The organism is Cryobacterium cryoconiti, assembly GCF_004403065.1.
In the GTDB taxonomy this organism is placed as follows: domain Bacteria; phylum Actinomycetota; class Actinomycetes; order Actinomycetales; family Microbacteriaceae; genus Cryobacterium; species Cryobacterium cryoconiti.
The window spans coordinates 1-14,260 of sequence record NZ_SOHA01000028.1 but is presented as its reverse complement, the minus strand read 5'-3'; the positions used below and the strand labels follow the sequence as shown (position 1 = coordinate 14,260).

13 protein-coding genes are annotated in these 14,260 nt (G+C 68.0%); 7 read left to right on the top strand and 6 right to left on the bottom strand.

The annotated features are described in order from the left end of the window. Positions 1–5: 5 nt before the first annotated feature. Complete coding sequence (locus E3T49_RS08940) at positions 6–707, bottom strand: cache domain-containing protein (protein WP_134424590.1); 702 nt, start codon at positions 705–707, stop codon at positions 6–8. Positions 708–789: 82 nt separating this feature from the next. Then, a complete protein-coding gene (locus E3T49_RS08935; RefSeq protein WP_241972729.1) occupies positions 790–1,554 on the bottom strand; it encodes a FadR/GntR family transcriptional regulator in 765 nt (254 codons plus the stop codon). A gap of 137 nt (positions 1,555–1,691) precedes the next feature. Here E3T49_RS08935 and E3T49_RS08930 point away from each other — a divergent pair, with 137 nt between their 5' ends. The 4 genes from E3T49_RS08930 (at position 1,692) to E3T49_RS08915 (ending at position 5,841) form a co-directional block, all read left to right on the top strand. Next, positions 1,692–2,765 (top strand): ABC transporter ATP-binding protein, encoded by a 1,074-nt coding sequence (locus E3T49_RS08930; RefSeq protein ID WP_134424588.1) that lies wholly within the window; start codon positions 1,692–1,694, stop codon positions 2,763–2,765. Between the two features lie 54 nt (positions 2,766–2,819). Further along, positions 2,820–4,010, top strand: a complete 1,191-nt coding sequence (locus E3T49_RS08925; RefSeq protein ID WP_134424587.1) for an extracellular solute-binding protein — start codon at positions 2,820–2,822, stop codon at positions 4,008–4,010. Positions 4,011–4,083: 73 nt separating this feature from the next. Then, positions 4,084–5,022 carry an ABC transporter permease gene (locus E3T49_RS08920; RefSeq protein WP_241972728.1) on the top strand — a complete coding sequence of 313 codons (939 nt, stop codon included), beginning with the start codon at positions 4,084–4,086 and terminating at the stop codon, positions 5,020–5,022. A gap of 9 nt (positions 5,023–5,031) precedes the next feature. Further along, positions 5,032–5,841, top strand: a complete 810-nt coding sequence (locus tag E3T49_RS08915) for an ABC transporter permease (RefSeq protein WP_134424585.1) — start codon at positions 5,032–5,034, stop codon at positions 5,839–5,841. 24 nt (positions 5,842–5,865) lie between these two features. Here E3T49_RS08915 and E3T49_RS08910 read toward each other — a convergent pair whose 3' ends face one another. Together E3T49_RS08910 and E3T49_RS08905 are read right to left on the bottom strand one after the other, a co-directional pair. Then, on the bottom strand, positions 5,866–6,531 hold the full coding sequence (locus tag E3T49_RS08910) for a response regulator transcription factor (protein WP_134424584.1): 666 nt from the start codon (positions 6,529–6,531) through the stop codon (positions 5,866–5,868). Then, the gene (locus E3T49_RS08905) at positions 6,528–7,823 is read right to left on the bottom strand and encodes a sensor histidine kinase (protein WP_134424583.1); all 1,296 of its coding nucleotides are present in this window, start codon (positions 7,821–7,823) and stop codon (positions 6,528–6,530) included. Before E3T49_RS08905 ends, E3T49_RS08910 begins: the two co-directional genes overlap by 4 nt. Before the next feature lie 294 nt (positions 7,824–8,117). Here E3T49_RS08905 and E3T49_RS08900 point away from each other — a divergent pair, with 294 nt between their 5' ends. From E3T49_RS08900 to E3T49_RS08890, 3 genes are all read left to right on the top strand, one after another. Continuing rightward, positions 8,118–8,855 (top strand): ABC transporter ATP-binding protein, encoded by a 738-nt coding sequence (locus E3T49_RS08900; protein WP_134424582.1) that lies wholly within the window; start codon positions 8,118–8,120, stop codon positions 8,853–8,855. Next, positions 8,852–10,150: an ABC transporter permease gene (locus E3T49_RS08895; RefSeq protein WP_134424581.1), complete on the top strand. Its 1,299-nt coding sequence runs from the start codon at positions 8,852–8,854 to the stop codon at positions 10,148–10,150. Before E3T49_RS08900 ends, E3T49_RS08895 begins: the two co-directional genes overlap by 4 nt. Before the next feature lie 147 nt (positions 10,151–10,297). Next, a complete protein-coding gene (locus tag E3T49_RS08890; protein ID WP_134424580.1) occupies positions 10,298–11,479 on the top strand; it encodes a MalY/PatB family protein in 1,182 nt (393 codons plus the stop codon). Positions 11,480–11,514: 35 nt separating this feature from the next. Here the strand turns inward: E3T49_RS08890 and E3T49_RS08885 are convergent, their stop codons facing one another. Then, positions 11,515–12,840 carry an O-acetylhomoserine aminocarboxypropyltransferase/cysteine synthase family protein gene (locus E3T49_RS08885; RefSeq protein WP_134424579.1) on the bottom strand — a complete coding sequence of 442 codons (1,326 nt, stop codon included), beginning with the start codon at positions 12,838–12,840 and terminating at the stop codon, positions 11,515–11,517. 279 nt (positions 12,841–13,119) lie between these two features. Further along, the coding region (locus E3T49_RS08880) for a DUF222 domain-containing protein (RefSeq protein WP_134424578.1) at positions 13,120–14,260 on the bottom strand (1,141 nt) is incomplete at its 5' end.

The window sequence follows — 14,260 nt, the reverse complement described above, 5'->3', positions numbered from 1 at the left end:
TCGTGTCAGACCAGCACGATCTCGAGCGGCGTGCGCAGACACGGCACCCGCTCGGTGTCCCGGTATGCGTCACCGCGGAGGGACTCCCCGGTGGCCAGGCGGTGGTTCGTCGACACCACGACGCGGCCGGCGGTGTTGACGATGGTGATGTCGGCACCCAGTAGCGCGAGGCGGGGCGTGAGGTCGCGCTCGACGGTGTCGATGAGCAGGTCGAGTCCGGTGACGCCGACGAAGACATCATCGATCCGCACCGGTGCGGCCACGGTGATCGTGTACTCGTCACTGCACAGGTAGTCGACATAGGGCCCCGCGATGTGGGCCTCACCGGTGAGCAGGGGAACCCGGTACCACTCGAGTTCGCTGTAGTCGATGTTGCCCTTGTTGATCGCCTGATTGGCGAGGGTCAGCCGGGCCCGCTGCGGCCCCTGCCACCAGGCGAGGTGGCTGGGGGCGTCGGCGAGGGAGTCGTAGGCGGCGATGAAGCCCGCACCGTAGACGGAAATTCCGGGCGTGTCGAGGGTTTGCCGCGCGTACGGCGCCACCAGTGCGTCGAGTCGCGACGTGGTGACCGGCCCGGAGCGCCGCGCCGCGGCGATGTCGCCCGCGATGTCGAGCCGCCAGGCCTCCAGGGCGTCGAGGGCGTCAGCGAAGTACCCATCGACGGCTGCGACCGCGCGGGACGCGACCGTGGTGACTCCTGTAGTCATGGCAACCTCCTTGTTGCGAGTCGCGCCAGGGCGCTGATCCTCGGTGACTGGGATACACAGTACCGGGGGAGAGCGCCTGCAGTCACGACCGGGCCAACTCCGCCCGGTGGTCGATCAGCCGGTCCACGGCATCCATGATGGATTCGCGCACCCGGCCGGTCGCGGCAGCCGAGTCCGCGGCGGCGACGGCGTCGAGAACGGCGAGGAGCTGGCTGCGGCTGCGATCCCGATCGGCCTCGGACGCGTCGACGAGCGCGAGGAACGGCGAGAATTCCGCCTGCAGGCGCATCTGCTCACGGGTGAGCCTGGCCGATTGGCTGAGCGCTGAGATCTCGAGGTGCGCGTCGTCGGCCAGCCGTCGCCACGTCAGTGGATCGTTGCCGGTGTAGCGATCGAGCCGGCCGCGGATGCGCAGGATCTCGCTCGGGTCGGCCCGCTGGGCGGCCAGGGCGACGCAGGCGCCAGTGACGGCCAGGTAGTGCGCGGCGAGGTCGCGGAGGGCGACCCGTGACATGGCGCACAGGGCCCGCGTGGCGAATTCTGCGGCATTGGCCGTTTCCGCGACGAAACTTCCGCCGCTGCGCCCGCGGCGGGTGACGACCAGGCGACGCTCGCGCAGGGAGTGGAGTGCCTCCCGAGCGGTTGCCGGAGCGACGCCGAACAGCCTGGCCAACTCGGACTCCGCCGGCAGCTTCGTGCCGGGAGCGAGGACTCCACCGGTGATCGCCTCGGCGATGCGCCGCTCCACCAGGGCCGCCCGTCCCGCGTCGCCGATGGGTTGGAACACGGCGCTCTGCAGTCGCGAGGGCTCGCCCCGTCGAGAGGGCGTCGTCGTTGATGCGGGCACGGCCTCATTCTCCCTCACACCGCCGGGGCTGCCGCGATGAATGAACCACGAGATTAAATTGCTTGCAACAAAACCTATGGAACTATAGGTTTAGTCCAACCTCTTAGACCACCGTCGTTCCAAGGAGTCATCGACCAATGCCACAGTCTGGCCGCGCACTACTGGAAGCAGCATCAGCCGCTTCGCCCACGCCCAAGGGCGTCAGCCTGCACTCCGTCACCAAAGTGTTCGGGGATGTCGTCGCCGTCGCAGAACTCAACCTGGAAGTTCACGCGGGGGAGTTCTTCTCCATGCTCGGGCCCTCCGGGTCAGGCAAGACCACGGTGCTGCGCATGATCGCCGGCTTCGAGGACGCCACGAGCGGATCGATCGAACTCGACGGCGTCGACGTCACCCGGATGGCCCCGTTCGACCGCAACGTGAACACGGTCTTCCAGGACTACGCGCTGTTCCCCCACCTGACCATCGCCGAGAACGTCGGCTACGGTCTGCGGGTGCGGAGGATGGGGAAGTCCGAAACGGCGGAGCGAGTCGAGCGGGCCCTCCAGCAGGTGCGCCTCGCCCACACCGCCGACCGCCTGCCCCACCAGCTCTCCGGGGGGCAACGGCAGCGCATCGCGCTGGCCCGTGCGCTCATCCTGCAGCCCAGCGTTCTGCTGCTCGACGAGCCGCTCGGCGCTCTCGACAAGCAGCTTCGCGAAGAGATGCAGGTTGAGCTCAAGCAGATCCAGCGCGAGGTCGGCATCACCTTTATCTTCGTCACCCACGACCAGGAGGAGGCCCTCACCCTGAGCGACCGCATCGCCGTGTTCAACAACGGCTGCATCGAACAGGTCGGAACACCCAACGAGGTCTACGAGTTTCCCCAGACCGCGTTCGTGGCCGGATTCCTGGGGATCTCGAACCTCATCGCCCCTGCCCACGCCAGCGTCATCACCGGAATAGACAAGCTCATCAGCGTGCGCCCGGAGCGGGTGCGACTCGCCGATGCTGCTTCCGCCGTCGCCGCAGACGAGACCTCCGTGCTCGGCACCGTCTACGAAACCGTCTACACCGGCCCGGCCACGCGGTACATCATCGAGACCGCCGCCGGCCTCCGCCTCACCGCCGAACGCCACAACGACCACCACCCCACAGCGGCGGCCGCCTTCGGCCGCGGAGACGCCGTGCGCGCCATCTGGAAGACCGACCACGTGTCGATCGTCCCCTGAGCCGAACGACCCTCACGACACCAACCCTGCACCACGAATCACTAGGAGAGTTCCATGAAGAAGAAGTACATGCTGCTTCCCGCGATGATGGCAGCGGCAACGCTGGTGCTCGTCGGCTGCAGCGGCACCGGTGACACGGCGAACAGCGACACGTCTGCCGGCGGCCTGAACATCGACGTTCCCGACGTGCCCATGATGGACAAGCTGGGCAAGGCCGAGGGTGAGGTGAACATCGTCGCCTGGAGCGGATTCGTCGAGCCGGCATGGTCCGACCAGTTCACCGAAGAAACCGGATGCGCCGTCAACCGTCGCGTCGCAGGCACGAGCGACGAGATGGTGACGCTCATGCGCACCGGAGACTACGACCTCGTCTCGGCCTCCGGCGACGCGAGCCTGCGCCTGATCGCCGGCGGCGACGTCGCACCGATCAACATCGACCTGATCCCCAACTTCGGCGACGACACCGTCAAGGGCATGCAGGGGCAGATCTACGACACGATCAACGGCAAGAGCTACGGCGTTCCGATCGGCCGCGGTGCGAACATCCTGCAGTACAACAGCGAGGTCGTCACCGAGGCACCCACCAGCTGGGACGTCGTGTGGGAGGAAGACAGCCCCTATGCCGGCGAGATCATCGCCTATGACGCCCCGATCTACATCGCCGACGCCGCCGTCTACCTGATGACGCACGAACCCGATCTGGGCATCACCAACCCGTACGCGCTCGACCAGGAGCAGCTTGACGCCGCCATCGAGCTGCTCAAGACGCAAAACGGGATCGTCAGCGAGTACTGGGCCGACCCGGTCGCCCAGATCACCTCGTACGCCGGTGGAACGTCCGTCGTGGGCACCTCGTGGGAGATCCTGCGCAAGCTCACCGAGGACGAGAAGTTCAAGAGCGTGCTGCCCGAAGAGGGCTCGACCGGCTGGTCGGACGCCTGGATGATTTCGGCCGAGGCGAAGAACCCCAACTGCGGCTACCTGTGGATGGATTACACCAGCTCCGCCGAGGTCAACGGCGCGATCGCGATGGGCTTCGGCATGGCCCCGGCCAACGGCGCCTTCTGCGAGACCAGCGCTGAGGCCGCAGCGCACTGCGATTACTTCCACGCCACCGACGAGGAGTACTTCGAGAACGTCTGGTTCTGGACGACTCCGCTCGAGCAGTGCATCGACGGACGTACCGACGTCACCTGCACCAACTTCCAGCAGTGGACGGATGCCTGGCTCACCGTCAAGAGCTAGTCACTTTCCGGTGGGGCCCCGACCGGGGCCCCACCGGCCCCCACCCGCATCCGCAAGCACCGAAGGAATCACCGTGACCAGCACAGTGCCCCGCGTCACGCCAGCCGAGCCGGGCGGCGTCACGACACCCGGCCCGGGCCGGGTCCAGCCCGCCGGCAGCAAGCCGCTCTCGACCCGGCTGCACCGCAGTCCACGGCTTCGCCTGCTCGGGCTGCTGGCTCTGCCCCTGACCTGGCTCGTCGGCGTCTACATCTTCTCCCTCGTGATGCTCCTGATCACCGCGTTCTGGCGCACCGACCCGTTCACCTCCAAGGTCATCCCGGGTTTCACCCTCGACAACTTCGTGCGGCTGGTCGAAAACCCTGCCTACCTCTCGACCTCGCTGCGAACACTGTCGATCGCCCTGCTGGTGACGATCCTCAGCGTCGTGTTCTCCATCCCGCTGGGTATCTTCATGGCCAAGGTGGCGTCGCCCTGGCTGCGTGCTTTCCTGGCCGTCGCCATCACCCTGCCCCTCTGGGCGGGCTACCTGGTGAAGATCCTCGCCATGCGCATCACGTTCACCGAGAACGGCTTCTTCAACTCGGCCCTCGAACCCCTCGGCCTCAGCGGTCCCGGATTCAGCTACACGACCGTGGTCCTCACTCTCACCTATCTCTGGTTCCCGTACATGGCGCTGCCCGTCTACACCGCGGTGCGCCAGATCCCGGCCAACCTCTTCGACGCGTCGGCCGACCTGGGGGCGCGCAGCTGGACCACCATCCGCACCGTCGTCGTGCCCCTTCTCAAGCCCGCCCTCATCGCCGGTTCGATCTTCACCTTCTCGCTCAGCCTCGGCGACTACCTTGCCGCCAAATTCGTGGGGGGCTCCACCCAGATGATCGGCAGCGTGATCGCCTCGAACATCAACCTCAACCCGCCCATCGCGGCCGCCTTCTCGGTCGTTCCCATTGTTTTCGTGCTGGTTTACCTGTTCGCCGTTCGTAAGACCGGCGCACTGGACCGGATGTAGGAGCCCGCCATGCTGAGACTCACCCGAAGCGCCAAGATCGGCCTCGGCGCCATCGTCGGCGTCGTGCTCGTGTTCATGTACATCCCCCTGTCCCTCGTCGTGCTCAACTCGTTCAACGCCGCCCGGATCGCCACGTGGCCGGTGACGGACTTCTCGCTCAACTGGTGGGTGGTCGCCTTCACCAGCGAGCCCATCCGGGCAGCCCTGCTCAATTCGATCGTCGTCGGCCTCGGTGCCACCGCGCTGGCGCTGGTGCTCGGCACGCTCACCGCGTTCGCGCTGCAGCGGTACAGCTTCTTCGGCAAGCAGACCGTCAACCTGCTCGTCGTGCTCCCGATCGCATTGCCGGGAATCGTGACGGGTGTCGCCCTGAGCAACACGTACAACAACATCCTCGAACCGATCGGCATTCAGATCGGGTACTTCGGCATGATCGTGGCCCACGCCACCTTCTGCATGGTCATGGTCTTCAACAACGTGCTCGCCCGGCTGCGGCGCATGAGCCCGAACCTGCAGGAGGCCTCGATGGACCTCGGGGCCGGGCTCTGGCAGACCTTCAAGCTGATCACCTTCCCCCAATTCCGCACCGCGTTCGTGGCCGGCGGCCTGCTGGCCTTCGCCCTCAGCTTCGACGAGGTGGTGGTGACCATCTTCACGGCACCGCCGGGAGTGGACACGCTGCCGCTGTGGATCATGAATCAGATGGCCCGCCCCAACGAGGCCAGCGTCGTCAACGTGGTCGCCACCGTCATCATCCTTGCCTCGTTCATCCCCGTCTATGTGTCGCAGCGGCTCTCGCGGGCTGAAGAGGAAGACTGACCGGTCCTGGCGACGCGTCCCGGCTCACGAACCGGGCACGAGCAGGCCCGACTCGTAGGCGATGATCACCAGCTGGGCGCGATCGTGCGCGCCCAGCTTGGTCATCATGCGGTTCACGTGGGTCTTGGCGGTGTGCGGGGAGATCACGAGCTCGTCGGCGATCCTGGTGTTGGCGAGGCCGCGGCCCACGAGCAGCAGGATCTCCCGCTCCCGGTCGGTGAGGAGCGCCAGCTCGGCCGGCGCCACGAGGGAGGGGCGCTCGGCCGGGGCCGTGTAACGGTCGATGAGCGCCCTGGTGGCCCGTGGCGACAGCAGCGCGTCACCGCTGTGCACGGTGCGGATGGCGTTCATCAGGTCGCGGGCCTCCGTGCCCTTCCCGACGAAACCGCTCGCTCCGGCTCGCAGCGCCTGCAGCACGTACTCGTCCTCTTCAAAGGTGGTCAGCACGATGATCCGGGTTCCGGCCAGCGCAGGGTCGGCGCAGATGGCCTCGGTCGCCTGGATGCCGTCCATCACCGGCATCCGGATGTCCATCAGCACGATATCGGGGCGCAGCTCCCGCACCAGGGCAACGGCATCGCGCCCGTTGCCGGCCTGCCCGGCCACCGTGAAGCCCTCCTCGTGCGACACCAGCTCCGCCACGGCCGTGCGAATCAGGGACTGGTCGTCGGCGAGGACCACGGAGATCATGAGGCACCATTCGTTCGGGGCGCGGCAACGGCCGCGGCTGGGTCTGTGGCGGAGGTCGGATCGGCGGTTGGGTCTCCGCCGGTCGGTAACCAGGCGGTGAACCGGAAGACCGGGCCAGGCCCCCGGGCCGCGGTCAGGCGGCCGGCGACCGATCCCACGCGTTCACGTGCGCCGAGCAGACCGTGGCCGGAACCGTCCGCCGTGCGGCTCGACGCGCCGGCCGATCCGGCGCGTCCGGTCGTGTCCACCGTGTTGGTCACCACGATCTCCACCCCCGCCGCCTGGTAGTCCAGGTGCAGCAGTGCGGAGCGGTCGGCGCCGTGCTTGTGGGCGTTGGTCAGGGCCTCCTGCACCACGCGGAAGGCCACCATGTCGACGGCGCCGGGCAGCGTCCGTGGCGTGCCGACGACCCGGTGCTCCACGCTCAGACCGCTGCGCTCGAAGTCGGTGAGCAGCGCTTCGAGGTCGGCGAGCCCGGCGACGGGCGCGGTGCCGGTGCCGGGACCACCCGCATCCGGTGCTCGCAGTACGTTGAGCAGGCTGCCGATCTCGCCCAGCACGCCGCGGGCAGCCTCCCGGATGGTCGCCAACGACTTCTCGGCGTCGTCCGGTCGGTCGGGGAGTGCCTGCGAAGCGACGCTGGAGTGCAGATTGATCACCGCGATCTGATGGGCGAGAAGGTCGTGCAGGTCGCGGGCGATGCGCAGGCGCTCCTCCGCCACGCGGCCGAGCGCCTCGGACTCCTTGGTTTCCTCGGCACGGCGGGCCCGGTCGGTGATCGACCGGATGTACGCGGCGTGCGAGCGATTCGCGTCGCCGGCTGCGGTGGCGAAACCCACGAAAGCGGCCAGCTGCAAGAGCGTGCGGATGTCATTCCAGGGGGAGTCCAGGAAGGCTACCGTGGCTACCGACAGCAGGATCACCGTCGCGCCGGAGAAGATCAGCGAGGTGCGCCTCCCCACCCAGCGGGCCACACCGAAAACCCCGATCAGGACGGCTAAAAGTTGGGTCACAATGGACCCGTCGATGGCGAGGCCGAGCACGCAGGCGACAACCGCGACGGATGCCCCCACGAGCGGCGCGCGCCGGCGCAGCAGGACTGAGCCGGCCGAGACGAGCACCAGCAGTGCGGCCCCGACGCTCGACGTCGCGGCGCCACCGAGGTCGTGGGTGGCGAAGCTCGGACCCAGCACGAACACCACCAGGATGGTGTCGCGCAGCCAAACGGGCAGCCGGGACAGCGGAGTGAAGTTGCGGTCGCCCTCCGGGACGTGGTCGCTCTGGATCGGCATGTTGTCCTCCCGCCCGAGGATCGGACTCGACACCATTCTGTCAACCGAGCCGCACGCTGTCCTCCCGCGGGCGCGGGTGCCCGGCGTACTGCGGTGGTGGTAGGCCGGCCTCCACAGCCGGTCGAACCGGGCCCGGCGCGGTACGGCCAGGTTGCCACGTAGGGGCGACGACCTGCGCCGCGTGCCCGTCGACACTGGAGGTGTGCCGCTGGACCGGTTCGACGTGAGCCGGTCCGGCCGGCACGCCAACCACCCACTCAGCCACCATCACGCAGTAACCAGGAGAACTCACCCATGTCCCTCCCCGTTCTCGCCGCTCGCGACATCCACAAGTCGTACGGCCGCGGTGCCACCCGGTTCGACGCCCTCAAGGGCGTCTCCCTCGACATTCAGCAGGGCGAATCGATCGCCATCGTCGGCAAGAGCGGGTCGGGCAAGTCCACCCTCATGCACCTGCTGGCGCTGCTCGACAACCCCAGCACCGGGTCCGTCGAGCTCAGCGGCCGCGACGCCAGCGGGCTCTCCGGCCGGGTCGTCAACCAGACCCGCAACGAGACCTTCGGTTTCGTCTTCCAGCAATTCTTCCTGACCCCCAACACGAGCGTGCTCGACAACGTGACGCTGCCGCTGCAGATCGCCGGCGTCGGGGGCGCCGAACGCAAACGCCGCGGGATGGCCGTGCTCGAGCAGCTCGACCTGGCCGACAAGGCACGCAACAAGGCCACCGACCTGTCCGGAGGCCAGAAGCAGCGTGTGGTCATCGCGCGGGCGCTGGTGAACAACCCCAGCGTCATCTTCGCCGACGAACCCACCGGAAACCTCGACTCCGCCACCGGCACGGTCGTGGAGGACATCCTGTTCTCGCTGCAGAGGGAGAAGGGCATCACCCTGATCATCGTGACGCACGACGAAGACCTCGCTGCCCGCTGCGACCGGCGGGTGTACATCCGTGACGGCCTGATCACCGACAGCCTGCACGCGGTGCCGGCCACCCCGGCCGCCGCATCGACAGTTTCGGAGGTGCGCGCATGAACGCCGTCGACCTGATCCGCTCGGCCGTCAAGAACAGCCTGCGCAGCAAGACCCGCACCATCCTCACCGTGCTCTCGATCTTCATCGGCGCCTTCACGCTGACGCTCACCAGCGGGGTCGGCACCGGCATCAACCAGTACATCGACACGACCGTGGCCTCGATCGGCGCCGACGACGTCCTGACGGTCACCAAGGCGGCCGAAGACAGCTCGGAGGGTCCGGTCGAGTACGATCCCGCAGCGGTGGCGGTCGATTCCCCGAACTCGCCGCCCGGTGCTCCCCGGTTCAGCCTCATCGCCCTGACCACGGACGACCTCGACGCGATCGGCGCCGTTGACGGCGTTCTCTCCGTGCAACCGCAGCTGAGCGTGAGCCCGGACTACGTGCAGGTCGCCGCCGGCACCGCCTATGAGGCCAATGTGGGAAGCTTCATCCCCGGCATGGCGCTGGACCTCGCGGCGGGCGCCGAGCCCGACTCGGACAGCAGCGACTACGAGGTCGCCGTGCCGGTCTCGTTCGTCACGCCCCTGGGCTTCACGGATGACGCCGACGCCCTGGGTGCCACGCTCACCCTCGCCATCACCGACGTCACGGGCACCCAATCCGAGCTGGCGGCCACCATCGTCGGCGTCTCCGAGGAAGGCCTGGCCGGATCGACGGCGTTCACGGCCAACGAGGTACTCACCGAGGCCCTCTACGACGCCCAAAGCGTCGGCCTGTCGGAGAGCAGCAAGGACAGTTATGCCCAGGCCGTGGTCCGGTTCGATCCGACCGGCGCCGAGGAGGACCTGACCACCCTGAAGGCCGGCCTGTCCGACCTGGGCTACACCGGCACCACCGTAGAGGACCAGATCGGCTCGTTCAAGGCCGTCATCGACGGCATCGTGCTGGTACTGAACGCCTTCGCCGTGATCGCTCTTCTGGCGGCCGGTTTCGGCATCGTCAACACGCTGCTGATGAGCGTGCAGGAACGCACCCGGGAGATCGGCCTGATGAAGGCGATGGGCCTGGGTGGCGGCAAGATCTTCGGCCTGTTCAGCCTGGAGGCCGTGTTCATCGGCCTGATGGGAAGCGCAATCGGTGTCGGCATCGGCATGCTGGCGGGGATGGGCGCCAATGCGGTGCTGGCCGACACGCTGCTGGCCGACCTGCCCGGGCTCACCCTGGTGGCCTTCGATCCCGCCTCGCTGGCCACGATCATCCTCGTGGTGATGGGGCTGGCGTTTCTGGCCGGTACGATCCCGGCCCTGCGCGCGGCACGGCAGGACCCGATCGAGTCGCTCCGCTACGAGTAGCCGCCGGCTCGCGGACCCGGGCCCGGGCCCGTATCCGCTGACGCGGGTGCGGGCCCCTCGCCGTTGGGAGCGAGAACGGGCCCGGGGATCGTGACGATTCGTGACGACGGCTCTGGGCATCCGTTCGCCCGACCGACAGGCTGAGGTATGGCCCTCGTGAACACCCCTCACCTCGACAGCATCCGCTCCAATCGCAGCAGCATCAAATGGACCCGGTTCCCGGCCGACGTGCTGCCCCTGTTCGTGGCCGAGATGGACTACGCCCTGGCGACCCCCATCGTGGAGGCGCTGGTGGCCCGCATCCAGGCCTCCGACGTCGGCTACCTCGACGGCCCCGGGCCGCTCGCCGCCGCCTTCGGCGAGTTCGCGGCCAGCCGGTGGGGGTGGCAGGTCGACCCCCGCCGCGTGCACATTGCAACGGATGTCAGCGTCGGCATCGTCGAGACGCTGCGCCTGGCCCTCCCTAACGGCGGTCGCGTCGTGGTGACCCCGCCGGTCTATCCGCCGTTCTTCGAGCTGGTCGAGGAGGCCGGGGCCGACGTTGTCGAGGTGCCCCTGCGCGAGGTCGACGGTGACTGGGCGCTCGATCTGGTGGGGCTGGAGGCAGCCTTCGCCGCCGGAGCCGATGTGTTCCTGCTCTGCAACCCGCACAACCCGGTCGGCATCGCTTTCGGGGCCGACACCCTCGCCGCCGTGGCCCGGATCGCCGCCCTGCACGGTGTGCTCGTCGTGAGCGACGAGGTGCACGCTCCGCTGACCCACCCCGGGGTCACGTTCACGCCCTTCGCGCCGCTCGCGGAGCGGGCCGGAGCGCGTTCGGTCTGCGTGACCTCGGCCAGCAAAGGCTGGAACCTGGCGGGAGCCAAGTGCGCGCTGATCGTCGCAGGCGATGACGTCACGGCGGCGCTGCTCGATCGACTTCCCGAGGAGGTGGCCTGTCGCACGAGCATCCTCGGCCTGCACGCCAACGTCGCCGCCTACTCGTGTACGGGCTGGCTCGACGACGCCGTCGCCCACATCGTCGCGAATGACCGACTGCTCGACGAGTTGCTCCGGGAGTCCCTGACCGGAGTCACCTATCACCGCCCCCTCGCCGGGTACCTGGCCTGGCTCGATCTGCGCGGCCTCGGTCTGGGTGAACAGCCGGCCGCGCGCATCCTGAACGAAGCCCGGGTCGCCCTGAACGACGGGCAGACCTATGGCCGACAAGGCATCGGGTTCGCCCGCCTCAACCTGGCCTGCTCGCCCGACACACTCCGCGAAGCCGTGCGGCGCATCACCGAGCTCGTGGCTCGCGCCGCCCGTGATTCGCTCGCGAACGTGGCCTGACCTCGGCCGCAGTCAGATTGCGGGGGATTGCGCCCTCAGGCGTGACCCGGGGCATCCGTGCCGCGGTGTACCGCGCCCAGGGCCTGTTCCAGATCAGCAATGATGTCGCGGGCGCTTTCCAGGCCGATCGACAGTCGGATGAGTCCCGGTGTGATGCCGGCGGCCAGGCGCTCGGGCTCGGTCAGTCGGCCGTGGATGGTGCTGCCGGTGTGGAGGGCCAGGGTGCGCACGTCGCCGATGTGCGTCATGTTGCTGATCAGCCGCAGGGCATCGATGAAGAGTCTCGCAGCGGGGCGCCCGGCGGCGAGGTCGAAGGAGACGACGGATCCGGAGCCCTTCGGCAGGTACTTCTTCGCCCGCTCATGGAAGGCGTTCGACGGCAACCCGGGGTAGTCGACCCCGGCGACCAGCGGATGCCGTTCGAGCCACTCCGCCACCTGCTGGGCATTGGTGACGTGGCGCTCCATGCGCAGCGACAGGGTTTCGATCCCATGCAGTAAGAGGAATGTACTCGTGGGTGGCACGGTCGGACCGTATTCGAGCACCGTGACGGTGCGGAGGTAGGCGAGGAAGGCGGCGGTGCCGAACCGGTCGACGAAGGAGGAGACTCCGGCACGCGGCGACGTGGTCAGCTGGGGGAAACGGTCGGAGTGAGCAGCCCAGTCGAAGCGCCCGCCGTCGATCACGGCCCCGCCGATCACCGCGCCGTGGCCGGCAAGCCACTTCGACGTGGAGTGGATCACGATGTCCGCACCCCATTCAATGGGCCGACAGAGGTAGGGGGTGGCCACGGTGCTGTCGACGACGAGGGGGACACTGGCCCGGTGGGCGATGGCGGCCAGGCGTTCGAGGTCGACGACCTGATTCTTGGGATTCGGGATTGTTTCCGTGAAGAGGGCGCGGGTGCGCGGGGTGACGCGCTCGGCCCAGTCCGCGTCGCTGGCGGACTCGGGGACGAACTCGACCCGCAGACCCTGGCGGGTGAGGCTGCCCAGGAACAGCTGTTTCGTGCCCTCGTAGAGGTTCTCGGTGGCGAGGATGTGGTCTCCGCTGGAGGCCAGGGCGAACAGGGTGGCGGCGATGGCGGCCTGTCCGCTGCCCACGACGATGCCGGCGACACCGCCTTCGAGGTCGGCCAGTCGGCGGCCGGCAGCCGCGTTCGTTGGGTTCTCGCTGCGGGAGTAGACGCTCGCCGCGGTGGCACCTGAGAATCGGGCCTCGGCATCGTCGAACGACGAGAAGAGGTAGCCGGCTGTCTGATAGATCGGACCGACCCGCGCACCGAAACCGGGATCGATCATCTCGCCCGCGTGGATCTGGCGGGTTTCGAAATCAAGGCACAGTTCAGGCGAGGTGGGCATGGGGGCAGGCTAGCTGAGTCGCTGACCTCCCTCTCGGATGCCCGCAACATAGCGAAACGCAGCAGTCCCGCGCCGCTGGGCACGAGCATGTCGGAAAAAGAAAGAGCGAAGAGAGAAGAGCGAAGAGCCAAGCGCCAAGAGCCAAGCGCCAAGAGCCAAGAGCAGCAAAGACATCAAGGACTGCGCGTGGAGAACGTTCAAGATTGGCTTCCGGTATGCCGGGTGGCCTGGGATCGGCTTCCGGTTTGCCGGGTTGGCCCGAGGTCGGCTTCCGACGGTTTACAGGGTGGCCCTCTTGCTCGGCAGTGCGATCAGGGTTTGTTCCGGGTCGACGTCGACGGGTGGTTTGAGCCAGTAGTCGTTTCCGGTGCGGATGATCGTCCAGTGCTGGTTGTGCAGGAGCAGGTGGTGCGGGTGGCAGAGGAGTATTCCGTCGGCAAGGTCGGTGTACCCGTTGTCCGCGAGCCATTCGTTGATGTGGTGTGCCTCTGACCACGCGGGTGATCGGTCGCAGTCGACCCAACGGCAGCCGCCATCCCGCACTCCCATCGCAGCGCGTTGCGCCTCGGTGAAGAGGCGTTGGTCACGGCCGACGTTGATGATCTGGCCGGTGTCGTCAACCTGGATGCCGCGGGTTCCGGTGTCGCAGAGCAACCGGTCGATGGTCTCCTGCGAGATCGGCACGGGGTTGCCCTCGATCTGACCGTGGGCGGCGGCTTCGCGGGTTTCGGTTGCTTCGGCGGTCTCCGGGGCGGCCGGCTGTCCCGGCTTCAGGGCCTTCTCGGTCACGATGACCCGCACCGAGGGGCGGCGGCCGCCGAAGACGCGGCCCTGGTCGGCCTCACCGGCGATCTTCAGCAGCTGGACGAGGGCGTCGGCGGCGATCTGCTCGGTGCTGCGGGGGTCATCCTGGACGCGCTTGGCCCAGGCTGCCTTCTCCTTGTCGACGAACCGCACCCCGCCGCGGCGAGGGCTGGTGATGGAGTCAAAAGTCGAGAGCACGAACTCGCCGTCTTCCGGAGCGAAGAGGCCGTGCAGGCGCACCTTGCCGTTGCCGAGCCGGTACACGCGCAGGAACCGGTCGTCGTGAGCCTGCTTCTCCCGGGCGGCGATGCCGGCCTCGTCGAGCTGGTCGCGCAGGCGCCGGGCGAGCTTGAAGACCTGGTCGACATTCAGCGACGCGGCCTCAACGAGGAGCGCCTCGAGGGCGGTGCCCAGCTTCTCGGCAGTGACCGCGGCATCGATCTGGCCGAGGCCGGAACGGATCGACTCGGCCGCATCGACCGAGAGGCTGCCGTCGGTGACGGCTCGGGCGATCGGCGCCTGCCACGGCACCTTCGCCACGAACTCCGCGACCGCGGCGGGATCCGCATCGGGCGACTCCACAGCCGCCTCGACGAGTTTCTCCGCCGCTTCGGCG

Coding starts and splice junctions, on each gene's coding strand:
- E3T49_RS08940 (WP_134424590.1), bottom strand. CDS start 707: ATGACTACAGGAGTCACCACGGTCGCGTCCCGCGCGGTCGCAGCCGTC.
- E3T49_RS08930 (WP_134424588.1), top strand. CDS start 1,692: ATGCCACAGTCTGGCCGCGCACTACTGGAAGCAGCATCAGCCGCTTCG.
- E3T49_RS08925 (WP_134424587.1), top strand. CDS start 2,820: ATGAAGAAGAAGTACATGCTGCTTCCCGCGATGATGGCAGCGGCAACG.
- E3T49_RS08915 (WP_134424585.1), top strand. CDS start 5,032: ATGCTGAGACTCACCCGAAGCGCCAAGATCGGCCTCGGCGCCATCGTC.
- E3T49_RS08910 (WP_134424584.1), bottom strand. CDS start 6,531: ATGATCTCCGTGGTCCTCGCCGACGACCAGTCCCTGATTCGCACGGCC.
- E3T49_RS08905 (WP_134424583.1), bottom strand. CDS start 7,823: ATGCCGATCCAGAGCGACCACGTCCCGGAGGGCGACCGCAACTTCACT.
- E3T49_RS08900 (WP_134424582.1), top strand. CDS start 8,118: ATGTCCCTCCCCGTTCTCGCCGCTCGCGACATCCACAAGTCGTACGGC.
- E3T49_RS08895 (WP_134424581.1), top strand. CDS start 8,852: ATGAACGCCGTCGACCTGATCCGCTCGGCCGTCAAGAACAGCCTGCGC.
- E3T49_RS08890 (WP_134424580.1), top strand. CDS start 10,298: ATGGCCCTCGTGAACACCCCTCACCTCGACAGCATCCGCTCCAATCGC.
- E3T49_RS08885 (WP_134424579.1), bottom strand. CDS start 12,840: ATGCCCACCTCGCCTGAACTGTGCCTTGATTTCGAAACCCGCCAGATC.